This window comes from Pseudomonas sp. DF11, from assembly GCF_058148565.1.
Genome location: NZ_JBYVYN010000015.1, coordinates 1 through 22,874 on the forward strand (window position 1 = coordinate 1; position 22,874 = coordinate 22,874).

Below are 22,874 nucleotides of genomic sequence, written 5' to 3' on the forward strand. Positions count from 1 at the left end.
CTCGATAGGGGTTGGTGAGCTGGCAGGTGGGGGCGATGATGAAATCCGCACCAACCAGGCCAGCACAGTCTTGAGTGCCGAAGTCGAGCGCTTGACCTATACCGGTTCCGGCAACTTCACAGGTACCGGCAACGCCAGCAACAATATCATCTCCTCTGGCGCCGGCAATGACTTGCTCTTCGGGGGCGCCGGTGCCGATCTCTTCATCGGTGGTACAGGAACCGACACCGTCAGCTATGACGATGCCACTACTGGAGTCACCGTTAACCTCAAAACCGGTGTTCACACAGGCATTGCCGCTGGCGATACCTTTGACAGCATCGAAGTCATTCGCGGTTCCAAGTACAGCGACACCTTTGTCGCCAGTGCAAACGTCGACAAGTTCGAGGGCGGCAGCGTCACCTCCGATAACATCGATGTCGTCGACTATTCGCTGTCCTCTGCGGCCATCAGCCTGACCCTGGGCTCCGGAGCTGGCACCGGAACCGGCGGTGACGCCGAGGGCGACAGTTTTTCGGGCATCGAGAAAGTCATCGGTTCTGCCTATGACGACGTGTTCAATTCCTCCGCTACCGGCAGTTTCAACCTGCAGGGTGGCGCCGGCAACGACCTATACATCGTCAACAACACTGCTACGGCGGTGATCACCGAGGCCGTCGGTGGAGGTGACGACGAGGTGCGAACCAACATCGCCAGCATGGGTTTGTACAACAACGTCGAACGCCTGACTTATACCGGTACCGGTAATTTCACCGGTCGCGGCAATGCCACTGACAATATCATCACCGGCGGGGTTGGCAACGACACCTTGCTTGGCGGTGGAGGCGCCGACAGTTTCATTGGCGGCAGCGGCACGGACACAGTCGGCTACGATGACAGCACTGTCGGCGTGACGCTCAACTTCAAAACCGGAGTGCATAGCGGCATTGCGGCGGGTGATACCTATACGGATATCGAAGTTATCCGTGGCTCACAGTACGCCGATACCTTCATGGGCGGTGCGACAGCAGACAAGTTCGACGGTGGAGTGGGCAGTGGTGTCGACGTGGCGGATTATTCTCAGTCCACCCAGAGCGTGACGTTGACACTGGGTGCATCGGGTGTCGGTTCGGGCACCGGGATGGGGGGCGATGCCGAAGGCGATAGCTTCTCGGGCATCGAGAAAATTGTTGGTTCGTCCCTCAACGACGTCTTTATCTCTAGTGCCAACTCGACCGGGTTCACTGTGCAAGGTGGTACGGGCGATGATGTCTATGTCCTTAATAACGGCAACTATGGGGCTATTGTCGAACTGGCGGGTGGCGGCATCGATGAGGTACGCACGAATCAGGGGTACTACCAGCTCAATGCTGAAGTCGAGAACCTGACCTATACCGGCACTGTCGGTTTCCAAGCGAGGGGTAACGCACTGGATAACATCATCACGGGGGGTGGTGGCGACGACATCCTGATGGGGGGCGATGGCGGTGACACCTTCATCGGTGGGGATGGCATCGATACTGTCAGCTACAACGACATCGGGCCGGTCGGCGTGACGCTCAACCTAAAGACTGGTGAGCACACGGCTATCGCCAAGGGCGATACGTTCGACAGCATCGAGAGGTTTGTCGGATCGGGCCGGGACGATACCTTTGTGGGTAACGAGTTGGCCAATAATTTTGACGGTGCTTTCGGCAGAGACACGGTCAGTTTTGCTTTTGAAACCTCGGCCATCACGCTGGACCTCACCCAGCCTTTGACTGGCGCTGCGGCAGGAGACATTTACACCAACATCGAGAACTGGGAAGGGACGGCGTTCAACGATACGTTGATTGGCGGAACTGGCACCGAGACATTCATTGGTGGGCAAGGCGCTGACTTTATCGATGGTGGGGCAGGTGCTTCCGACGCTGCCTGGTACACCGGCAGTTCAGCTGCGGTGCAAATCAATATGCTGGCGGGTACGGTCACTGGAGGCGATGCAACCGGTGATGTACTGGTCAACATTGAAGGCCTACATGGTTCGGCGTTCAACGATACGTTGACTGGTAACGCTGTCCAAAACGAGATCTATGGCGGTGAGGGCAATGACGTGGTCTATGGCGGCGACGGCAATGACTACATTTATGGTGGCAAATATGAGCCCTATGCCTTTAATGGCCCAGATCGCACCGGCCCCGCTGAAGCGGATGAACTGCACGGCGGTAATGGCGATGACGGTATGTTCGGTGCCAACAACGATGCCGGCAGCATCCTGCACGGAGATGCTGGCAATGACAACATCACGGTTTATGCCGGCATCGCCTACGGTGACGACGGCAGTGACTCACTGGTGGGCACTGGGCCTGAATACCAACTGCATGGTGGTGCCGGTTCCGACACCTTGAACATGGTGGGTGGTGGTTATGCGTATGGCGGTGAAGGCAGCGACACTTACAAAGTGCAATCGTCCACCAGTGTGATGATCAAGGATGAAGGCACTTCCAGTGGTGACGTGGTCCAGCTCCTGAATATCCAGTCCTATACAGATGTGATGATCAAGACGGATGGCACCAACGCTTTCATTTTCAATGCCGTCGAGTGGAACGCTGGTCATCAGAACAATGCAGTCATTCTTGCTGACTGGTATGCGGGCTCCAATACCATTGAGTCCTTTCAGACCGCCAATGGGGATGTATTCACTATCCCTGTCTAAGCCTGGAGATAACCGCAGCTATTACTGACACCTGACAGTTACGGTTGTAAAAGTACAAACGGCAAAGCCCGCAATTAGGCTTTGCCGTTTTTTTATCCAGTTTTTTTCAGACAAAAAGAAAACCCCCGATAAACCAGAGGTCTATCGGGGGCTTCTTTCAGCAGGCGCCTTTACGCGCCCACCCACTCAGCTTATTGGCAAGCTTCGCAATCCGGCTCGTCGATCGCGCAGGCCTTTGGCACTGGCGCAGGGCCCGCTGGGGCAGCCAGGACCGAATCGTCACCGTGGTTGCCGCCGCTGGAAACAGCGTTCAGCTTGCCGGTGTTGATGGTCGACTTCTCGGTGCTGGTGGCGGCCAGGGCACGGAGGTAGTAAGTGGTTTTCAGGCCACGGTACCAAGCCATGCGGTAGGTTACGTCCAGCTTCTTGCCCGAGGCGCCGGCGATGTACAGGTTCAGCGACTGAGCCTGGTCGATCCACTTCTGGCGACGGCTGGCGGCGTCGACGATCCACTTGGTGTCCACTTCGAACGCGGTGGCGTAGAGCGCTTTGAGCTCTTGCGGGATGCGCTCGATCTGTTGCACCGAACCGTCGTAGTACTTCAGGTCGTTGATCATGACCGAGTCCCACAGGCCGCGGGCCTTGAGATCGCGGACCAGGTACGGGTTGATCACGGTGAATTCGCCCGACAGGTTCGATTTCACATACAGGTTCTGGTAGGTCGGTTCGATCGACTGCGACACGCCGGTGATGTTGGCGATGGTCGCGGTCGGAGCGATGGCCATGATGTTGGAGTTACGGATGCCTTTCTGCACACGGGCGCGAACCGGTGCCCAGTCCAGGGTTTCGTTCAGGTCCACGTCGATGTACTTCTGGCCACGCTGGGCGATCAGGATCTGTTGCGAGTCCAGCGGCAGGATGCCCTTGGACCACAGCGAACCCTGGAACGTCTCGTAGGCGCCACGCTCGTCGGCCAGGTCGCAGGAAGCCTGGATCGCGTAGTAGCTGACCGCTTCCATGGACTTGTCGGCGAACTCGACGGCAGCGTCCGAACCGTACGGGATGTGCTGCAGGTACAGCGCGTCCTGGAAGCCCATGATGCCCAGGCCGACCGGACGGTGCTTGAAGTTGGAGTTCTTCGCCTGTGGCACCGAGTAGTAGTTGATGTCGATCACGTTGTCGAGCATGCGCACGGCGGTGTTCACGGTGCGTTGCAGCTTGGCGGTGTCCAGCTTGCCGTCGACGATGTGGTTCGGCAGGTTGATCGAGCCCAGGTTGCAGACCGCGATCTCATCCTTGTTGGTGTTCAGGGTGATCTCGGTGCAAAGGTTCGAGCTGTGGACCACGCCCACGTGCTGCTGCGGGCTGCGCAGGTTGCACGGGTCCTTGAAGGTCAGCCATGGGTGGCCGGTCTCGAACAGCATCGACAGCATCTTGCGCCACAGGTCTTTGGCCTGGACGACTTTGAACAGCTTGATCTTGTTGTACTCGGTCAGGGCTTCGTAGTACTCGTAGCGCTCTTCGAAAGCCTTGCCGGTCAGGTCGTGCAGGTCCGGCACTTCGGATGGCGAGAACAGGGTCCACTTGCCGTCGTCGAAGACGCGCTTCATGAACAGGTCAGGGATCCAGTTGGCGGTGTTCATGTCGTGGGTACGGCGACGGTCATCACCGGTGTTCTTGCGCAGCTCGATGAACTCTTCGATGTCCATGTGCCAGGTTTCCAGGTAGGCACAGACCGCGCCCTTGCGCTTGCCGCCCTGGTTGACCGCGACTGCGGTGTCGTTGACCACTTTGAGGAACGGCACGACGCCCTGGGATTTGCCGTTGGTGCCCTTGATGTACGAGCCCAATGCGCGAACCGGGGTCCAGTCGTTGCCCAGGCCACCGGCGAATTTCGACAGCATGGCGTTGTCGTGGATGGCGCCGTAGATGCCCGACAGGTCATCCGGAACGGTGGTCAGGTAGCAGCTCGACAACTGTGGACGCAGGGTGCCGGCGTTGAACAGGGTTGGCGTCGAGGCCATGTAGTCGAAGGACGACAACAGGTTGTAGAACTCGATGGCGCGGTCTTCACGCTGTTTTTCTTCGATCGCCAGGCCCATGGCCACGCGCATGAAGAAGATCTGCGGCAGTTCGAAACGCACGCCATCCTTGTGGATGAAGTAGCGGTCGTACAGGGTTTGCAGGCCCAGGTAGGTGAACTGCTGGTCGCGTTCGTGGTTGATGGCCTTGCCGAGTTTTTCCAGGTCGAATTCGGCCAGCACCGGGTTCAGCAATTCGAACTCGATACCCTTGGCGACGTAGGCCGGCAACGCCTTGGCGTACAGGTCGACCATTTCGTGGTGGGTCGCGCTCTCGGCGACTTCCAGGAAGCTCAGGCCTTCGGCGCGCAGGGTGTCCATCAGCAGGCGAGCGGTCACGAAGGAGTAGTTCGGCTCGCGCTCCACCAGGGTCCGCGCGGTCATCACCAGCGCGGTGTTGACGTCCTTGAGGGCGACGCCGTCATAGAGGTTCTTCAGGGTTTCGCGCTGGATCAGGTCGCCATCGACTTCTTCCAGGCCTTCGCAGGCCTCGGTGACGATGGTGTTCAGGCGGCCCATGTCCAGCGGCGCCAGGCTGCCGTCGGCGCGTGCGATGCGGATCGAAGGGTGGGCCTGGACCGGTGCGTCGGCTGGGGAGCGGGTAGCACGCTCCTTGGCGCGGGAATCACGGTAGATCACGTAGTCGCGGGCCACTTTCTGCTCGCCGGCACGCATCAGGGCCAGTTCGACCTGGTCCTGGATTTCTTCGATGTGGATGGTGCCGCCCGAGGGCATGCGACGCTTGAAGGTCGCGGTGACCTGTTCGGTCAGGCGCGCTACGGTGTCGTGGATTCGCGACGAAGCGGCAGCGGTGCCGCCTTCAACTGCGAGAAACGCTTTGGTGATGGCGACGGTGATCTTGTCATCGGTGTAAGGAACGACAGTGCCGTTACGCTTGATCACACGCAGTTGGCCCGGCGCGGTGGCGGACAGATCCGGGCTCGAATCGGCGGCCAGCGGCGCGGTGCCCTGCGGGTTCTCGCGAGTTGTGTCGGTGTGCATGGGTGTCTCCACGTTCTTTATGTTTGTTTGGGCACCATCACGGTGCCCACCGTTCCGTCCTGAAGCACTACAACCGACTGGCGCCGGGCATAACAACTTCGGGACAGTAGGAAGCAGGCGTTTAATGCCGCTTCCATCCGAAGTTCTCAGGTTGCGAGCAGGGCTCGAAACCGGGTTGCCGGGGTGGCAGCAATTGACTGCAACACCCGTACCGTTTCGGTCGTTTTCGACCTTCAAACAGCTGCCATCCGCAGGGGCGGTCTGGGCTTGGGGAAATACGGTGTTTCAGCTGGACAGAAGCAAGAAAAGCGCTTGAATTCTCTGTCCGACTTGTGTTTGGTTTTTGGCCTAAAACCCTACATGTAGGGTTTTTTACGCGGCGGGCTACAAGATAATGCGTTTTCGGGGGGTATGCAACGTACTACCTGTGGATAAGCCTGTGCGTAATTTGTGTGCGAAACGTGGAACTGCTCTGTAGGCCGCGACCTAGCTGGAGTGGACCTTTTTTCATCGGTTTAGACGATCAGAAAACAGCCCGGTGTTTTTTTGCGGGCGCGGACGTTACCACATAAAACCCACCCGATCGAAACACATTTGTCCGCTTGTTTTCTGTGCGGGTGACGTTTATACAATCGGCCCGTGCATGGGTGTGTTTATCCTCCTTTAACATGACAAAAAGACGGGAGGAGCTGTATCCGAAGCGGTCCCTTGTGGCGAGGGGATTTATCCCCGTTGGGCGGCGAAGCGGCCCAGAATTGGCGACCGTGCGGGTCAGACAGAACGCAGGGGGCCGCTTCGCGACCCAGCGGGGATAAATCCCCTCGCCACAAGGGGCGATGCTGATCCTTCCTTTTATATTCGCAGCAAGAGGGGCCCCCAGTGGAACAAGAAGCCTGGCAGATATTGATCGTCGAGGATGACCAGCGTCTGGCCGAGCTGACCCGGGAATACCTCGAAAGCAACGGGCTGCGTGTCGCCATCGAAGGCGATGGAGCGGTGGCGGCCGCGCGAATCATCGCCGAGCAGCCGGACCTGGTGGTCCTCGACCTGATGCTGCCCGGCGAAGACGGCCTGAGCATCTGCCGCAAGGTGCGCGAACACTATGACGGGCCGATCCTGATGCTCACCGCCCGTACCGACGACACCGATCAGATCCAGGGCCTGGACCTGGGCGCCGATGATTACGTCTGCAAGCCGGTGCGCCCGCGCTTGCTGTTGGCGCGCATCCAGGCCTTGCTGCGACGCAGTGAGCCGGAGCCGAGCGCCGCGCAAAAGCAGCGACGCCTGCAATTCGGCCCGCTGGTGGTCGACGATGCCCTGCGCGAGGCCTGGTTGCAGGGCAACGGTATCGAGCTGACCAGCGCCGAATTCGACCTGCTGTGGCTGCTGGTGTCCAATGCCGGGCGCATTCTGTCCCGGGAAGAAATCTTCACCGCCCTGCGTGGCATTGGGTATGACGGCCAGGACCGTTCCATCGATGTGCGCATTTCGCGCATCCGCCCCAAGATCGGCGACGACCCGGATCATCCACGGCTGATCAAGACCATTCGCAGCAAAGGCTACTTGTTCGTCCCTGAAGCTTGCGTAGACCTGGCGCCGTGAATTCGATCTTCCTGCGCATTTATGGCGGCATGTGTGCGGCACTGGTGCTGGTGGCGGTGCTCGGCGTACTGGCCCTGCACTTGCTCAACCAGACCCGCAGCGAGCAATACCGCGAGCGTCTGGCCCACGGCACGTTTTCGTTGATGGCCGACAACCTGCGGCCGATGAATGACACCGAACGGCGGCGAGCGCTGGCGGTGTGGGAGCGCCTGCTGGGCATCCCCCTGGCGCTGCAGACCTTCGCCCAGACCGACCTCGATCTCGGGCAGCGCACCCGCGTATTGCGCGGCCAGGCCTTGGTGGAACAGACCGGGCCGCATGCGGCGAAGGTCTATCGGCTGGTCAGCGATGGCGAGCAACTGATGTTGGTGGGGGAGGTCCAGCAGATCAGCGAACAACTGGCCCGTGCGACCATTTACCTGCTGGCCGACGAATTGGTGCGCTTCCCGGTGGGTGAGCAGCCTGAACGGCTCGCGCAACTCAAGGAGGAAAAAGGCTTCGGTTTCGACCTGCGACTGATGACCGTCGTACAGGCGGACATGGACGAAGACCAGCGCCGTCGGGTGTCCGAGGGCGACACGGTGATGGCCCTGGGCAAGGGCGGCGACTCCATCCGGGTATTCGCCGGCATGGTCGGCACGCCATGGGTGCTGGAGATCGGTCCGCTGTACCAGATGAACCCTTATCCGCCGCAATGGCTGGTGCTGATCGCGGCGCTGGGGCTGAGCCTGATCGGATTGATCGTCTACCTGTTGGTGCGTCAATTGGAGCGGCGCTTGCGTGGCCTGGAGTCAGCCGCCACCCAGATCGCCCAGGGCAGCCTGGAAACCCGGGTGCCGGCCCGCGGTGCCGATTCGGTCGGGCGACTGGCCGCGGCCTTCAACGGCATGGCCGAGCACTTGCAGCAACTGTTGGCGATTCAGCGGGAGCTGGTGCGCGCGGTGTCCCACGAATTGCGCACCCCGGTGGCACGCCTGCGCTTCGGCCTGGAGATGCTCGGCAGCGCCACCACGCCCCAGGCCCGGGACAAATACCTGGCGGGCATGGACCACGACATCGAAGACCTGGATCGGTTGGTGGACGAAATGCTCACCTACGCGCGCCTGGAACAAGGTTCGCCGGCCTTGAATTTCCAGCGAGTGGATCTGGATGCGTTGGTCAATCAAGTGATCGATGAGCTGGGGCCGTTGCGGGCCGGAATCACGGTCGAGCGCGGTCTATGCCTGTCGGCCGCCGATTGCGACGGCGCCTGGGTCGAGGCCGAACCGCGCTTCCTGCATCGCGCCCTGCAGAACCTGGTGGGCAACGCCATGCGCCACGCCAACTCCCGGGTCACCGTCAGTTACCAGGTAGGCCAGTTGCGTTGTCGGGTGGACGTGGAAGATGACGGGCCCGGTGTGCCGGAAGCGGCATGGGAGCGGATCTTCAAGCCCTTCCTGCGCCTGGACGACAGCCGCGCCCGGGCTTCGGGCGGCCATGGGCTGGGGCTGTCGATCGTGCGACGGATCATCCACTGGCATGACGGCCGGGCGCTGATCGGCAAGAGCAAGAGCCTGGGCGGGGCGTGTTTCAGCTTGAGTTGGCCGAGGCATCAGGACCGGTCGTGATAGGTGTGGTGCCTGATCGACCGCCTTCGCGAGCAAGCCCGCTCCCACAGGGGAATGCATTTCAATGTGGGAGCGGGCTTGCTCGCGAAGGCGGCATTCCAGACACCACAAGCCTCAGGCCTTGATCCCTACCAGGCTCAACAGCTGCCCATCCTTCACCCCAAACTGCGCCTGCAGCTCATTGCCATGACGCCACTCGGCCGACAGGTCCGTCAGCAAGCGCAGCCGCACCTGCCCATCGTGTGTCCAGTCCAGCACTTCGGCATGCTCGAAATAAAACCGCTGCTTGACGATGGGATACAGCGCCTTGAACAGGCTTTCCTTCACTGAAAAGGTCAGGGTCACCAGCAAGGCCCGGTCATCGCGCGCGAGTTGGGTCATGCGCTGCAATTCTGGTGAGGTGAGGATTTCACCGGCCAGGCGCTCGGCGCGTTCGGGGTCGAGCAGGTTTTCCACGTCCATGCCCAAGCCTTGCCAATGATCTTTTTTCGCCACGATGGCCGCCGCCCGACCTGTGCTGTGAGTGATCGAGCCGCTGATATGCGCCGGCCACACCGGGGCGCGATCTTCGCCGATGGCCGGCACGCAGGCCTGGCCGTCGAGCCGCTGCAACGCCGCCCGGGCGCAGATCCGCCCGGCCAGGAATTCTGCCTGGCGCTTGGCTACCGAGCGCTGGATGCTTGCCGGTGGCTCGATGGCACTGTTGGGAAAGTCGGCGCCCACCAGCAACAACGGGTCGAAGCGGGTGCTCAGCAGCACTGTACCGGGCAGGGCATCGGGCAACAGCCAGTGTTCATCCAAAGGCGAGCAGCAGGCGGGCAGGGGGGGAAGTGTATTCATGCCGGGCATTTTGCCGGGTTGGCTTGAGGCTGGGTAGTGGCGTGGCGTTTATGTGGGGCATGGATGGCTTTTGTGGCGAGAGAGCTTGCTGTGGGAGCAAGGCTTGCCCGCGATGAAGGCGATGTGGTTCTCCAGAAATCGAGTCGCCTGGGTCGCGAGCAAGCTTTGCTCCCACAATCCCCTCGCCACAGGGAGGATGTACTAGAAGATTTTCTTGAAGAATTTCTGCATATCCGCCCACGACTTCTCATCGGCTTCCTTGTTGTAGCCGATATCCGGCCCGCCATGTTCGCCGTGGCTCAAACGGTCGGCGTCGGGGTTGCTGAAGCCGTGCTTGGCGCCTTCGAGGCTGACGAATTTATAGTCGGCACCGGCCTTGTCCATCTCGCTCTTGAATGCGGTGACGTTGTCCTGGGTGACCATGCTGTCCAGGGCTCCATGCTCGACCAGCACCTTGGCCTTGACGCTGCCCGGCGTTGCCGGGGTGTTGGTCACCAGCGCGCCATGGAAGCTCACTACGCCGGCCAGCGGCACACCTTGGCGCGCCGCATCGAGCACCACCTTGCCACCGAAGCAGTAGCCGATGGCGGCGAGTTTGTCCGGATCGGTCTGGGGCTGTTTCTTCAGCAGGTCCAACCCGGCCTGGAAGCGGGCGCTGGCCGCCTTGCCGTCCTTGAGCGCCGCCTGCATGAAGGCCATGGCGTCCTTGGGGTGCTCGGTATTCTGGCCGTTGCCGTACATGTCGATGGCCAGGGCGCTGTAGCCCAGGCCCGCAAGGTCGCGGGCGCGGCGCTTGGTGTAATCGTTGAGCCCCCACCATTCATGCACCACCACCACACCCGGGCGTGGGCCTTTGACGGCGTCGTCATAGGCGTAATAACCGATCAGCTTGGTGCCGTCGGCGCTGGTGTAGGGGAGTTCCTGGGTCTGGATGGCGGCGAGGCTCGCACCGCTAAAAGCCAGAAGTACAACTGCAAGCAGCCTGCGCATGACCGATCTCCTTAAAAAGTGGTCCGCTCAGATTAGCCGATTCATTCAGCGCAGGTTCAGAGAACGTTCAAGGGGTGTTCAGGGACCGCTGGTTAACGTGACAGCGACTTCACACACCACCCACGTTGCAAAGGAACTTGATCATGACTGCTATGAAAAAACTGCTGTTGGCTTTCACCGTGCTGGGCGCCACTGCCATGGCCCACGCCGATGACAACTTCACCAGCCTGACCCTTGGCCAGACCAGCGACAAAGTCAAGAAATCCAACGCCTTGGACACCGCCCTGAACAACCCCAACGCCGACGGCGTCATTGGCAAGGACACCACGTATGGCCTGCGACTGGGCAAGCAAAACGACCAGGGCCGCTACTACGCCACCTACGACAACGTTTCGGGCACCCACAACGGCATCAAGTTGCGCCAGGAAAACCTGCTGGGCAGCTACGATGTGTTCTACCCGGTCACCAGCAGCACCAAACTGTTCGGCGGCGGCACGGCGGGCCTGACCAAGTTGACCCAGGACTCTCCCGGCTACAGCCGCGACAGCGACATCGGCTACGCGGTGGGCCTGCAAGGGGGCGTCTTGCAACAAATTTCGCAAAACACCTCGGTTGAACTGGGTTACCGTTACCTGCGCAGCAACGCCAGCACCGAGATGAGCCCGCACGGTGGCGACAAGGTCGGCTCGCTGGACCTGACCAGCAGCGCCCAGACGTACCTGTCCGCCAACTACACGTTCTAAGCGGTCGATGGTGAGTGTATCCAGCCGGATCGGTCGAAAACGATCCGGCGCCTTTCGTTGAGGTGCGTGGCGCTGGATTGTTTGATTTTTGCCTGGGGAGAGGCTCCATGAAATTACTGGTCGTCGAAGACGAAGCGCTGTTGCGTCATCACCTGCAAACCCGTCTTAGCGACAGCGGCCATGTGGTGCAGGCCGTGGCCAATGCCGAAGAGGCCTTGTACCAGGTTCGCGAATTCAACCATGACCTGGCGGTGATCGACCTGGGCCTGCCAGGCATCAGCGGGCTGGAGCTGATCCGCCGGCTGCGCTCCCAGGACAAGACGTTTCCGATCCTGATCCTGACCGCTCGCGGCAACTGGCAGGACAAGGTCGAAGGCCTGGCCGCCGGTGCCGACGACTACGTGGTCAAGCCGTTCCAGTTCGAAGAGTTGGAGGCCCGGCTCAATGCCCTGCTGCGTCGCTCCAGCGGCTTCACCCAGTCGACCATCGTGGCTGGCCCGCTGTTGCTCGACCTCAACCGCAAGCAGGCGTCCCTGGGCGATGAGCCGCTGGCGCTGACCGCCTATGAATACCGAATCCTCGAATACCTGATGCGCCATCACCAGCAGGTGGTCGCCAAGGATCGCTTGATGGAACAGCTTTACCCCGATGATGACGAGCGCGATCCCAATGTCATCGAAGTGCTGGTCGGGCGCCTGCGTCGCAAGCTGGAAGCTCCCGCCGGCTTCAAACCCATCGACACCGTGCGCGGCCTGGGCTACCTGTTCAACGAGCGCTGCCAGTGATTCGTTCGCTTCGGCTGCGGTTGATGCTGGCTGCCATGACCTTGGCAGTGCTGTTCATGCTGGCATTGCTGCCGGCCATGCAAGGTGCGTTCAGCCTGGCGTTGCAGGAATCCATCGAGCAACGCCTGGCCTCGGACGTGACCACGCTGATTTCCGCCGCCCGGGTGGAAAACAATCGCTTGAAGATGCCGGCGCAGCTGCCCGATGAGCGCTTCAACCTCGCCGACGCCCGCCTGCTGGGCTACATCTATGATCGCGAGGGGCGGCTGGTGTGGCGGTCCAAGGCCACCCAGGAAGAAAACATCAATTACACGCCGCGTTATGACGGCCAGGGCAACCAGTTCGCGCGCATTCGCGAGAACGACGGCCAGGAGTTTTTTGTCTATGACGTCGAGATCAAGCTGCTCGGCGGCCAGAACGCGGCGTTCAGCATCGTCACCTTGCAGCCGGTGCGCGATTACGAAGTGACCCTGCAAGGCTTGCGGGACAATCTCTACCTGGGCTTCGGCGCCGCCTTGGCGGTGCTGCTGGCGCTGCTGTGGATCGGCTTGACCTGGGGCCTGCGGGCGCTACGACGGCTGAGTCAGGAGCTGGACGAGATCGAAAGTGGAGCCCGGGAAAGCCTCAGTACCGAGCACCCTCGGGAGCTATTGCGCCTGACCGGTTCCCTCAACCGCCTGCTCTACAGCGAACGGGAGCAGCGCAGCCGTTACCGCGACTCTCTCGATGACCTGGCCCACAGCCTGAAAACCCCGCTGGCGGTATTGCAGGGTGTCAGTGAGGACATGGCCCGGCGCCCCGAGGACCGTGGGCAGGCCTGGGTGTTGCAGAACCAGATCGAGCGCATGAGTCAGCAGATCGGCTATCAGTTGCAGCGTGCCAGCCTGCGCAAAAGCGGGCTGGTGCGCCATCAGGTGCGCTTGCGCCCGGTGCTGCAGAGCCTGTGCGATACCTTGGACAAGGTCTATCGCGACAAACGGGTCAATGTCGGTTTCGATCTGCCGGAGCATTGTCAGGTGCCGATTGAACAGGGCGCCCTGTTGGAGATGCTCGGCAACCTGTTGGAGAACGCCTATCGGCTATGCCTGGGCGAGGTACGCGTCAGCGTGCACCAGACCCTCGGTGGCACGGAGTTGAGTGTCGAGGACGACGGGCCGGGCGTGCCACCGGATCAACGGGCGCGGATTCTCCAGCGTGGTGAGCGGCTGGATCGCCAGCATCCGGGGCAGGGCATTGGTCTGGCGGTGGTCAAGGACATCATCGACAGCTACGGCGCCAAGTTGACCTTGGGAGATTCAGAGCTGGGCGGGGCGGCGTTCCGGATTCATTTTCCGGTGCTTTGACTGGGATATTTTCGGTGTCTGCGGGCCTCTGTGGCGAGGGGATTTATCCCCGTTGGGCTGCGCAGCAGCCCTAAAGCAGTGACTCATCTACCTGGCACACCGAGTTGTCTGTTTGGGGGCTGCTACGCAGCCCAACGGGGATAAATCCCCTCGCCACAGGGGCAGCACCCCGCAGGAACGATGCCATCACTCAGTTCTCCATCGCCCGATAAGCCCCCGGTGTCAGCCCCGTCCACTTCTTGAATGCCCGGTGAAACGCCGACGGTTCGGAGAACCCCAACTGCTCGGCGATCTGTTGTAGCGACAGGTCCGCGCGTCCCAGGTGATAGATGGCGATATCCCGCCGCAACTGATCCTTGAGTTCCTGGAAGCTGGTGCCTTCCTCCCGCAAGTGCCGGCGCAAGGTCTGCGGGCTGAGATGCAGGTGGGCGGCGACGGTGTCCAGGTCGGGCCAGCGTGCCGTGTCGCGGCTGAGCAGACGGCGCAGTTGGCTGCTCAGGCTGTGGCCATCGTCCGGACGCGACAGCAGGTCGGCGGGGGAGCGTTCGAGGAAATGCTTGAGGGTGCGTTCATCCTGCAGCAGCGGCATGTCCAGGTAACGGCTGTGGAACAACAGGCTGCTGCTACGCGCGTCGAACACCAGCGGACAAGGAAACAATAAATCGTATTCGGCACCGTGGGCGGGTTTGGCATAGCCGAAGGTCGCCTGTTCCAGGCCGATCCGCTGGCCGATCAGCCAACTGGCGAGGCGATGCCAGACCACCAGCAGGCTTTCAGTCAGGAAGTGATCGGGGTCCCAGAGCGTCGAATCGTCCAGCACCAGTCGCACTCGCTCGCCCTCGGTTTCCAGCCTCAGGCCCGGGGCGTCGGGGAACAGACTGTAGAACAGCAAACCGCGCTGAAGAGCCTTGCCCAAGGTCCGACAGTGGATCAACGCATGACACATCATCGCAAACGTCCCGGGTTTACTCGCCGCCCGACCGAATCCCAGGTATTCGTCCTCCAATGCCAGCCACAGAGCCTGCAACAGGCGGGCGAATTGCTCCGGCGCAATCCGCGCCCGCGGCTCATCCAACAGCTCAGGGCTGATGCCCAACTGTTGCAGCAGGGGAAAATAGTCGAAGCCTTGCCGACGCGCACCGCCCAGGGCGGCGCGGGCGAAGTGGCTGGCGATCGTGCGTTGGCGCATGGCAGAAATCCGTCGGTTAAGCGGGCGATGGTAGCAGGGGAGGGAGGCTGAACAAGGCGGATATCCGCCAAATCCCGGGATGCGAAACGGCTTGTAGGCGGAAATCCGCCACCTTACATGCCACGTTTAATCCCTGTGGAATCCGCTAACCCGTCTGCTATACCGGATGTAGGGGGTTTCGCAAAAATGGCACGCGCTTTGCGAAGGGTTAGGTAGGTCTGCCGCGTGCAGCCGACAAAAAACAAATCCCTCCAGTGCAGGAGGGTTCGCAATTGAGGTGCCGTGGACGACAGGTGGATGTCGTCACGCGGGACTCTTGAGGAAGGTTTGCCATGACGACTCGTCAGCCACTGTACAAATCCCTGTATTTCCAGGTGATCGTAGCCATTGCCATCGGCATTTTGCTCGGCCACTTCTACCCGCAGACCGGTGTTGCCCTCAAGCCATTCGGCGACGGGTTCATCAAACTGATCAAAATGGTCATCGCCCCCATCATCTTCTGTACCGTCGTCAGCGGCATCGGCGGCATGCAGAACATGAAATCGGTGGGCAAGACGGGCGGCTATGCGCTGCTGTATTTCGAAATCGTTTCCACCATCGCCCTGTTGATCGGCCTGGTCGTGGTCAACGTCGTACAGCCGGGCGTCGGCATGCACATCGACGTGGCCACCCTGGACACCAGCAAGATCGCCGGTTTCATCTCGGCCGGTAAAGACCAGAGCATCGTCGCCTTCATCCTCAACGTGATCCCGAACACCATCGTGGGTGCGTTCGCCAACGGCGACATCCTGCAAGTGTTGATGTTCTCGGTGCTCTTCGGTTTCGCCCTGCATCGCCTGGGTGCCTACGGCAAGCCGGTGCTGGACTTCATCGATCGCTTCGCCCACGTGATGTTCATCATCATCAACATGATCATGAAGCTGGCGCCTATCGGTGCGTTCGGTGCCATGGCCTTCACCATCGGCGCCTACGGTGTCGGTTCGCTGGTGCAACTGGGCCAGCTGATGATCTGCTTCTACATCACCTGCGTGGTGTTCGTGCTGGTAGTGCTGGGCGCCATCTGCCGCGCCCACGGCTTCAGCGTGGTCAAGCTGATCCGCTACATCCGTGAAGAACTGCTGATCGTGCTGGGTACTTCCTCGTCGGAATCGGCCCTGCCACGCATGCTGATCAAGATGGAGCGCCTGGGTGCCAAGAAGTCGGTCGTAGGCCTGGTCATCCCGACTGGCTACTCGTTCAACCTCGACGGTACTTCGATCTACCTGACCATGGCTGCGGTGTTCATCGCCCAGGCCACCGACACCCCAATGGACCTGACTCACCAGATCACCCTGCTGCTGGTGCTGCTGCTGTCGTCCAAAGGTGCTGCTGGCGTGACCGGTAGCGGCTTCATCGTGCTGGCGGCCACCCTGTCGGCTGTGGGCACCTTGCCGGTGGCCGGCCTGGCCCTGATCCTGGGTATCGACCGCTTCATGTCCGAAGCCCGCGCCCTGACCAACCTGGTGGGCAACGCCGTTGCCACGATCGTGGTTGCCAAGTGGGTCAAGGAACTGAACGAAGATCAACTGCAGGCCGAACTGGCTTCCGGCGGTCGCGGTATCTCCGATGTCCGTGAAGATGACGAGCAGATCGCGGCGGCGCAGATTGCAGCGGCTGAGTCCTCTGCTCCAGGCGCTGTGAAGTAATCTTCAGGCTGCTATGAAAAACCCGCTTCGGCGGGTTTTTTATTGCGCCTCGTTTTTCAGACGAGAGTGTTTTTGTGGTGAGAGCGCTTTTGTGGCGAGGGGATTTATCCCCGCTGGGCTACACAGCAGCCCCCTGCGTCTGACCCGACACACTAGGTGGCAGATGAATCCTGGGACCGCTTCGCAGCCCAGCGGGGATAAATCCCCTCGCCACAAAGGGATCTGTACCAGCCTTGAGCGTAATGGTCATCCCGACTGATACCTACAGTAATTGCCCCGCCGCCAACCCCTGCCTAGTCTTTCACCATCACCCCTCGGAGATCGCCCATGCAAGGCCCACTGGCATCGCTCAAGGTTCTGGACTTCTCGACCCTGCTGCCCGGCCCGTTCGCCTCGCTATTGCTGGCGGACATGGGGGCCGACGTGTTGCGCATCGAGTCGCCGACCCGCCAGGATCTTTTGCGGGTGCTACCGCCCCATGACCAGGGCGTATCGGCCAGCCATGCCTACCTCAACCGCAACAAGCGCAGCCTGGCCCTGGACCTCAAGCAGCCGCAAGCGTTGGAGGTGGTCACGCAGTTGCTGGCGGACTATGACATCCTGCTGGAACAGTTCCGCCCCGGTGTGATGGAGCGGCTCGGCCTGGGCTACGAAGCCTTGAAAGCCATCAATCCGCGGCTGATCTACGTGTCGATCACCGGCTACGGCCAGACTGGTCCTTATAAGGACCGCGCCGGTCATGACATCAACTACCTGGCCCTGGCGGGGCTGGCCAGCCACACCGGTCGTGCCGACAGCGGGCCGTTGCCGCTGGGCATGCAGGCGGCGGACATCGGCGGTGGTTCGTTGCACGGGGTGATCGGGCTGTTGGCGGCGGTGATTTCCCGTCAGCAGACCGGCCAGGGCCAGTACCTGGACGTGAGCATGACCGACTGTGTGTTCAGCCTTAACGCCATGGCCGGTGCCGGTTACCTGGCCTGCGGGGTGGAACCGGGTTGGGAGAACCAGATGCTCAACGGCGGCAGCTTCTACGATTATTACCGCACTCGCGATGGTCGCTGGATGTCGGTGGGCAGCCTGGAGCCGGCCTTCATGCAGGCGCTGTGCGAGGCTTTGGGGCGGCCGGAACTGGCGGCCCAGGGGCTGTCGCCCCAACCTGAGCAACAGCGCATGCTCAAGCAGGCACTGCAAGCCGAGTTCGAGAAGCATGACTTTACCGAGCTTTGCAGCTTGTTCGCCGAGATCGATGCCTGTGTCGAGCCGGTGCTGAGCCTTGAGGAAGCCATCAGGCATCCGCAGTTACAGGCTCGGGAGCTGGTGACACAGGTGCCCCGAGGGGATGGTTCGAGCCAGGCGCAGATGGCCTGTCCGCTGAAGTTTTCCCAGGGGCTGCCCGAGCCTCGGCATATTGGCGCGGAGCTGGGGGCGCATACGGATCAGGTGTTGGGAGAGTTGGGGTTCAGTGTTGAGCGGATTGCTCAATTGCGCAGTGCCAAGGTGGTTTTGTAGTGCTCTCAAGTGCCCTTCGCGAGCAGGCTCGCTCCCACAGTGGATCCATGTACGACGCAAATCCTCCTGTGGGAGCGAGCCTGCTCGCGATAGGGCCAGTCGAAACACTACAAAAATCGCTATTCGACCCGCGTCTCTCCACTGAACACCAAGGTCTGTCGACAGCTACGGCACAAATACCGACGCCCCTGGCGCACCAGGCTGTGGCGCTGGGCTGAGAACGGGAAGTCGCTGCCGTCGCAGGGGCATTTGTAGATGTAGCGGGTCACGCTGCGGCGTTTGATTTCGTAGGTGTGGCAACGGTTGGGCGGCAGTTCGTATACCCCGCGCATGATCAGTTGCCATTCTTCGCCATGGGGCTGGATGCGTTCGCCAAACAGTTGGTGGGCGATCAGGTGCGCGACTTCGTGAGCGACGGTCTGCTTGAGGAAGTCTTCGGCGTTTTCCCGGTACAACTGTGGATTGAAGCGCAGCAGATTCTCATGCAGGTGCGCGACACCAGCCTTCTGGCCACGCAACTTGAGGCTGACCACCGGGCGTTTGAAAGGACGTTTGAAAAAGGATTCGGCTTGTTGGTAACACTCTTCGACGCGGGTATTGAGTTGCTCGAGCATGCTTTACGGGTCTCCAGAAATCCGAGTATGCCGCAAGCGTCGGCCGTTGCGAATCGTTCAGGCGCCCAGTGGTCGTTTCCACCCTCGCAAACACAGGAAGGCCGCCTTGCGGCGGCCTGTGTTGGCAGATGCTGCTTCTTATTGGAGAGCTTCAATCATTCAGTTGGTATACACCGGGCCGACGCCCAGCCCCCAGACGATGACCGTGAACGCCATGATTGCCACCAGCACTACCAGGCCGACGGCGAGCACCGAACTGGAAAACAGGAAACCTTCGTCCTGGGGAATGTTCATGAACGTTGGCAGGCCCACATACAGCAGGTAGACCGTGTAGCAGATCGCCGCCGTGCCGACGATCATCCCCAGCCACATGTGCGGGTAGAGCGCCGCCAGGCCGCCGATGAACAAAGGTGTTGCGGTGTAGGTGGCGAACGCAACGCAACGGGCCAGACTCGGATTGGCATCATAGGTGCGGGCCATCCAATGGATGAAAGCGCCCATCACTGCCACACCGCCCAACATGGCCAGGTACGACATGATGGTCATCCACAGCGCGCTTTCCTGGGTGAGCATGACCGGTGGGCGATTGCCGATGACCCATCCTACCTGTGTGGTACCGATGAACGCCGACACGGCGGGAATAGCCGCCAGGATCAGCGTGTGGGTGAGGTACATGTGGCTGATGCTTTCCTCCTGATCGCCACGGATTTCTTTCCATTCTTGATCAGGGTGGGTAAAGAGCCCCACGACATGATGGATCATAGTCAGTCACTCCTTTGTTATTGCCATCGCCCCCCAACGGAGCGCCTACGGGCCAAATGGCCGGGTAAGTAAAGGTCTGTAAGTGTGTGCGACCTTATGTCGCAGTATAGAAAGGAGTCGCCGCGAGGGGGATGGGGGGCTTAGAGCAAATCGCGCTGTAGGCGATGGTGTTAATCGCCGATGGGTCTGTACATGACTTGGCAACGAAATTCACTTTGTGGCGAGGCGATTGTGGGAGCAAGGCTTGCCCGCGATGGAAGCGATGCGGTCTTTCAGAAACCGAGGCGTCTGTTTCGCGAGCAAGCTTTGCTCCCACAATCTTGACCACAACAGTGGTGCATCAACCCTTCGCCGACGGCGGATTTTTGCGTAAAATGCCGGCCTTTCGTCACACCTCACGGATTTCGCGTCATGGGCACTCTTACGGTCAACCAGAACAAACTGCAAAAGCGCCTGCGCCGCCAGGCCGGTGAGGCGGTCGCCGATTTCAACATGATCGAGGACGGCGACAAGGTCATGGTCTGCCTGTCCGGTGGTAAGGACAGCTACACCTTGCTCGATGTGCTGATGCATCTGCAGAAGGTTGCGCCGATCAAGTTCGACATCGTCGCGGTGAACATGGACCAGAAGCAGCCCGGTTTCCCCGAGCATGTGCTGCCGGCCTACCTCGAGTCGCTGGGCGTGGAATACCACATCGTCGAGAAAGACACCTATTCGGTGGTCAAGGAACTGATTCCCGAAGGCAAGACCACCTGTTCGCTGTGCTCACGCCTGCGGCGCGGCACGCTCTACACCTTCGCCGACGAGATCGGTGCGACCAAGATGGCCCTGGGTCACCACCGTGACGACATCGTCGAAACGTTCTTTTTGAACATGTTCTACAACGGCTCGCTCAAGGCCATGCCGCCCAAGCTGCGCGCCGATGACGGGCGCAATGTGGTGATCCGCCCGCTGGCCTATTGCAGCGAGAAAGACATCCAGGCCTATTCGGATTTCAAGCAGTTCCCGATCATCCCCTGCAACCTCTGCGGCTCCCAGGAAAACCTGCAACGCCAGGTGGTCAAGGAGATGCTTCAGGAATGGGAGCGCAAGACCCCGGGCCGTACCGAGAGCATTTTCCGCGGCTTGCAGAATGTCATCCCATCGCAACTGGCGGACCGCAACCTGTTCGACTTCACCAACCTGCGCATCGACGAAAACGCCACGCCGCGGTTCGTCAATGTGGTGAACCTCTGACGAGGGCAAGGGCTTTATTCACGGCGCTCGCGGGCGCCGTTTTCATTTCAGGGAGAGGGCATGCGCGATTACAAGTGGTTACACGAGTATTGTCTGAACCGCTTCGGTTCGGCGGCTGAACTGGAAGCTCACCTGCCGGTTCCCAAGACCCCGGCGCAACTGCGCAAGATCAGCGACGACCGCTACCTCTCGACCATGGCGCTGCGGGTCTTCCGTGCCGGGCTCAAACACAGCCTGGTGGACGCCAAGTGGCCGGCCTTCGAAGAGGTGTTCTTCAAGTTCGATCCGGAAAAAGTCGTGCTGATGAGCGCCGAGCACCTGGAGCGGCTGATGCAGGACGCACGGATCATTCGCCACCTTGGCAAGCTCAAGAGCGTGCCGCGTAACGCGCAGCTGATATTGGACGTGGCCCATGAAAAGGGCAGCTTCGGCGCGCTGGTAGCCGACTGGCCGGTGACCGATATCGTCGGCCTGTGGACCTATCTGAAAAAGCATGGCCATCAGTTGGGTGGCCTATCGGCACCGCGCTTCCTGCGCATGATGGGCAAGGACACCTTCGTGCCCAGCTATGACGTGGTGGCGGCGCTCAATGCCCAGGACATCATCGACAAAGTCCCCACCAGCCTGCGCGACCTGGCGACAGTGCAGAACGCCTTCAACCAGTGGCATGAAGAGAGTGGGGGACGGCCGATGAGCCAGATTTCGATGATGCTGGCGTATACCGTGAATCATTGAGATCGCATCGCGAGCAGACTCGCCCCACACTGGATCTGTGGCGTTCACAACACCTCTGTGGGAGCGAGCCTGCTCGCGATAGCAATTTATCAGGCGACGGAAATATCGCCTTCGCCCGCGAGTCGTCGATTCAACTGAAACCGCCACCGCACATACAACAACGCCGAGCAGAACACCGCCACGCTTGCCGCCATTTCCAGCGCGCCGAACAGCTGCCGGTTGGGATCATAGACCGCCAACGCGCCCTTGATGAAATACAGGTTCACCACAAAGCACATCCACGAATGCCCGCGGGCGCTGCCAGTGAGCATACCTGGCGCCAGGATCAACAGTGGCACCAGTTCGATCAGCAAAATCACCCAGGGCCGCGCGCCGTGCAGGTCGGCAACCAGCAGGTAATACCCGCTGAGCAACCCCACCAGGCCGAAAAAACACAGCAGGCTGAGGGTCCGGGCGATGCGCACGCGCGGTTCCAGCCACTGGATAGGAGGCAGGATCTTCGGCTTCTTAGCCACGGCCGTTCTCCAGCAACAGGGCGGTTTTCGCCAGGCGCGAACCCAGGGCCCGGCACAGCGCGACCTCATGTTCGTTCAAGCCGCTTTTACCGTCGGCCCCGGCGTGATGGCTCGGGCCGTAAGGTGTGCCGCCGCCCTGGGTGTCGATCAGGGCCGATTCGCTGTAGGGCAGGCCGGTGATCAGCATGCCGTGGTGCAGCAGCGGCAGCATCATCGACAGCAACGTGGTTTCCTGGCCGCCGTGCAGGCTGGCGGTGGAGGTGAATACTCCGGCCGGTTTGCCCACCAGGGCGCCGGTCAGCCACAGGTTGCTGGTGCCGTCGAGAAAGTACTTGAGCGGCGCGGCCATGTTGCCGAAACGGGTCGGGCTGCCCAGGGCCAGGCCGGCGCAATTCTTCAAGTCATCGAGGCTGGCGTAGAGTGGGCCTTGCTCGGGGATGTCCGGGGCCACTGCTTCGCACTCGGCAGAGATCGCCGGTACCGTACGCAACCTGGCTTCCAGCCCGGCCTGTTCGACACCACGGGCGATCTGCCGGGCCATTTCGTTGGTGGAGCCGCTGCGGCTGTAATACAACACCAGGATGTACGGTGTGGTCACGGCAGGATCTCCAGGATCTTCTCCGGCGGACGGCCAATCACGGCCTTTTCCCCGGCTTCAAGAATCGGTCGTTCCATGAGTTTCGGGTGAGCGGCTATGGCCGCGATCAACTGGGCCTGGCTCAGGCTTTCGTCGGCCAGGTTCAAGTCTTTGTATTCGTCCTCGCCGGTGCGCAGCAGTTGCCGGGCAGTGATGCCGAGCTTGCCTAGCAGGCGCTCCAGTTGCGCGGCGTCGAGCGGGGTTTCCAGGTAGCGGACCACGGTGGGCGTCAGGCCACGGGCCTCCAACAGTTCCAGCGCACCGCGGGATTTGGAGCAGCGCGGGTTGTGATAAAGCGTCAGATCGGTCATGAGCGGGTCGCATC

General features: G+C 60.9%; 19 protein-coding genes. 10 read left to right on the forward strand and 9 right to left on the reverse strand.

Annotated features, from left to right (window positions below):
* Nucleotides 1–2,674: beta strand repeat-containing protein (locus AC30D9_RS28080; protein ID WP_490145289.1), on the forward strand; the 2,674-nt coding region annotated here is incomplete at its 5' end.
* 191 nt (nucleotides 2,675–2,865) lie between these two features.
* Here AC30D9_RS28080 and AC30D9_RS28085 read toward each other — a convergent pair.
* The gene (locus AC30D9_RS28085; protein ID WP_134925445.1) at nucleotides 2,866–5,757 is read right to left on the reverse strand and encodes a ribonucleoside-diphosphate reductase subunit alpha; all 2,892 of its coding nucleotides are present in this window, start codon (nucleotides 5,755–5,757) and stop codon (nucleotides 2,866–2,868) included.
* An 879-nt stretch (nucleotides 5,758–6,636) separates the two neighbouring features.
* Between AC30D9_RS28085 and AC30D9_RS28090 the strand changes: the two genes are divergently transcribed.
* Nucleotides 6,637–7,359, forward strand: a complete 723-nt coding sequence (locus AC30D9_RS28090) for a response regulator (RefSeq protein ID WP_307574220.1) — start codon at nucleotides 6,637–6,639, stop codon at nucleotides 7,357–7,359.
* Nucleotides 7,356–8,966: an ATP-binding protein gene (locus AC30D9_RS28095; RefSeq protein ID WP_134925443.1), complete on the forward strand. Its 1,611-nt coding sequence runs from the start codon at nucleotides 7,356–7,358 to the stop codon at nucleotides 8,964–8,966. Before AC30D9_RS28090 ends, AC30D9_RS28095 begins: the two co-directional genes overlap by 4 nt.
* A 114-nt stretch (nucleotides 8,967–9,080) precedes the next feature.
* Here AC30D9_RS28095 and AC30D9_RS28100 read toward each other — a convergent pair whose 3' ends face one another.
* Both AC30D9_RS28100 and AC30D9_RS28105 read right to left on the reverse strand, forming a co-directional pair.
* Nucleotides 9,081–9,806 (reverse strand): 4'-phosphopantetheinyl transferase family protein, encoded by a 726-nt coding sequence (locus AC30D9_RS28100; protein ID WP_490145290.1) that lies wholly within the window; start codon nucleotides 9,804–9,806, stop codon nucleotides 9,081–9,083.
* Nucleotides 9,807–10,007: 201 nt separating this feature from the next.
* Nucleotides 10,008–10,796: a dienelactone hydrolase family protein gene (locus AC30D9_RS28105; protein ID WP_490145291.1), complete on the reverse strand. Its 789-nt coding sequence runs from the start codon at nucleotides 10,794–10,796 to the stop codon at nucleotides 10,008–10,010.
* A gap of 143 nt (nucleotides 10,797–10,939) precedes the next feature.
* Here AC30D9_RS28105 and AC30D9_RS28110 point away from each other — a divergent pair, with 143 nt between their 5' ends.
* The 3 genes from AC30D9_RS28110 to AC30D9_RS28120 all read left to right on the forward strand — a co-directional run bounded on the left by AC30D9_RS28110 (nucleotide 10,940) and on the right by AC30D9_RS28120 (nucleotide 13,667).
* Nucleotides 10,940–11,539, forward strand: coding sequence for a hypothetical protein (locus AC30D9_RS28110; RefSeq protein ID WP_134925441.1), 600 nt, complete (start codon nucleotides 10,940–10,942; stop codon nucleotides 11,537–11,539).
* Nucleotides 11,540–11,646: 107 nt separating this feature from the next.
* Nucleotides 11,647–12,324, forward strand: a complete 678-nt coding sequence (locus tag AC30D9_RS28115) for a response regulator (protein ID WP_109753944.1) — start codon at nucleotides 11,647–11,649, stop codon at nucleotides 12,322–12,324.
* Nucleotides 12,321–13,667 (forward strand): ATP-binding protein, encoded by a 1,347-nt coding sequence (locus AC30D9_RS28120; protein ID WP_307574213.1) that lies wholly within the window; start codon nucleotides 12,321–12,323, stop codon nucleotides 13,665–13,667. The genes AC30D9_RS28115 and AC30D9_RS28120 overlap by 4 nt, the downstream gene beginning before the upstream one ends.
* 190 nt (nucleotides 13,668–13,857) lie before the next feature.
* Here AC30D9_RS28120 and AC30D9_RS28125 read toward each other — a convergent pair whose 3' ends face one another.
* Nucleotides 13,858–14,856, reverse strand: a complete 999-nt coding sequence (locus tag AC30D9_RS28125; RefSeq protein WP_490145292.1) for an AraC family transcriptional regulator — start codon at nucleotides 14,854–14,856, stop codon at nucleotides 13,858–13,860.
* 332 nt (nucleotides 14,857–15,188) lie between these two features.
* Between AC30D9_RS28125 and AC30D9_RS28130 the strand changes: the two genes are divergently transcribed.
* Together AC30D9_RS28130 and AC30D9_RS28135 are read left to right on the forward strand one after the other, a co-directional pair.
* Nucleotides 15,189–16,541, forward strand: a complete 1,353-nt coding sequence (locus AC30D9_RS28130) for a dicarboxylate/amino acid:cation symporter (protein ID WP_134925438.1) — start codon at nucleotides 15,189–15,191, stop codon at nucleotides 16,539–16,541.
* Between the two features lie 327 nt (nucleotides 16,542–16,868).
* Entirely contained in the window at nucleotides 16,869–18,050 is a 1,182-nt protein-coding gene (locus AC30D9_RS28135; RefSeq protein ID WP_490145293.1) for a CaiB/BaiF CoA transferase family protein, read from the forward strand.
* Between the two features lie 119 nt (nucleotides 18,051–18,169).
* Here the strand turns inward: AC30D9_RS28135 and AC30D9_RS28140 are convergent, their stop codons facing one another.
* A complete protein-coding gene (locus AC30D9_RS28140; protein ID WP_109753949.1) occupies nucleotides 18,170–18,664 on the reverse strand; it encodes a SprT family zinc-dependent metalloprotease in 495 nt (164 codons plus the stop codon).
* Nucleotides 18,665–18,823: 159 nt separating this feature from the next.
* Nucleotides 18,824–19,426 carry a Yip1 family protein gene (locus AC30D9_RS28145; protein WP_039591896.1) on the reverse strand — a complete coding sequence of 201 codons (603 nt, stop codon included), beginning with the start codon at nucleotides 19,424–19,426 and terminating at the stop codon, nucleotides 18,824–18,826.
* A gap of 411 nt (nucleotides 19,427–19,837) precedes the next feature.
* Here AC30D9_RS28145 and ttcA point away from each other — a divergent pair, with 411 nt between their 5' ends.
* Both ttcA and AC30D9_RS28155 read left to right on the forward strand, forming a co-directional pair.
* Entirely contained in the window at nucleotides 19,838–20,662 is an 825-nt protein-coding gene (gene ttcA, locus AC30D9_RS28150; protein WP_003204698.1) for a tRNA 2-thiocytidine(32) synthetase TtcA, read from the forward strand.
* Nucleotides 20,663–20,722: 60 nt separating this feature from the next.
* Nucleotides 20,723–21,397, forward strand: coding sequence for a DNA-3-methyladenine glycosylase I (locus AC30D9_RS28155; protein ID WP_109753950.1), 675 nt, complete (start codon nucleotides 20,723–20,725; stop codon nucleotides 21,395–21,397).
* A gap of 89 nt (nucleotides 21,398–21,486) precedes the next feature.
* On the opposite strand, the gene AC30D9_RS28160 is transcribed toward AC30D9_RS28155, so the two are convergent.
* The 3 genes from AC30D9_RS28160 to arsC are packed head-to-tail and all read right to left on the reverse strand — an operon-like array spanning nucleotide 21,487 to nucleotide 22,860.
* The gene (locus tag AC30D9_RS28160; protein ID WP_109753951.1) at nucleotides 21,487–21,912 is read right to left on the reverse strand and encodes a DUF2069 domain-containing protein; all 426 of its coding nucleotides are present in this window, start codon (nucleotides 21,910–21,912) and stop codon (nucleotides 21,487–21,489) included.
* Nucleotides 21,905–22,510, reverse strand: coding sequence for an NAD(P)H:quinone oxidoreductase (wrbA, locus tag AC30D9_RS28165; RefSeq protein WP_307574202.1), 606 nt, complete (start codon nucleotides 22,508–22,510; stop codon nucleotides 21,905–21,907). Before wrbA ends, AC30D9_RS28160 begins: the two co-directional genes overlap by 8 nt.
* Nucleotides 22,507–22,860 (reverse strand): arsenate reductase (glutaredoxin), encoded by a 354-nt coding sequence (arsC, locus tag AC30D9_RS28170; protein ID WP_072411837.1) that lies wholly within the window; start codon nucleotides 22,858–22,860, stop codon nucleotides 22,507–22,509. The genes wrbA and arsC overlap by 4 nt, the downstream gene beginning before the upstream one ends.
* Between the last annotated feature and the right edge of the window lie 14 nt (nucleotides 22,861–22,874).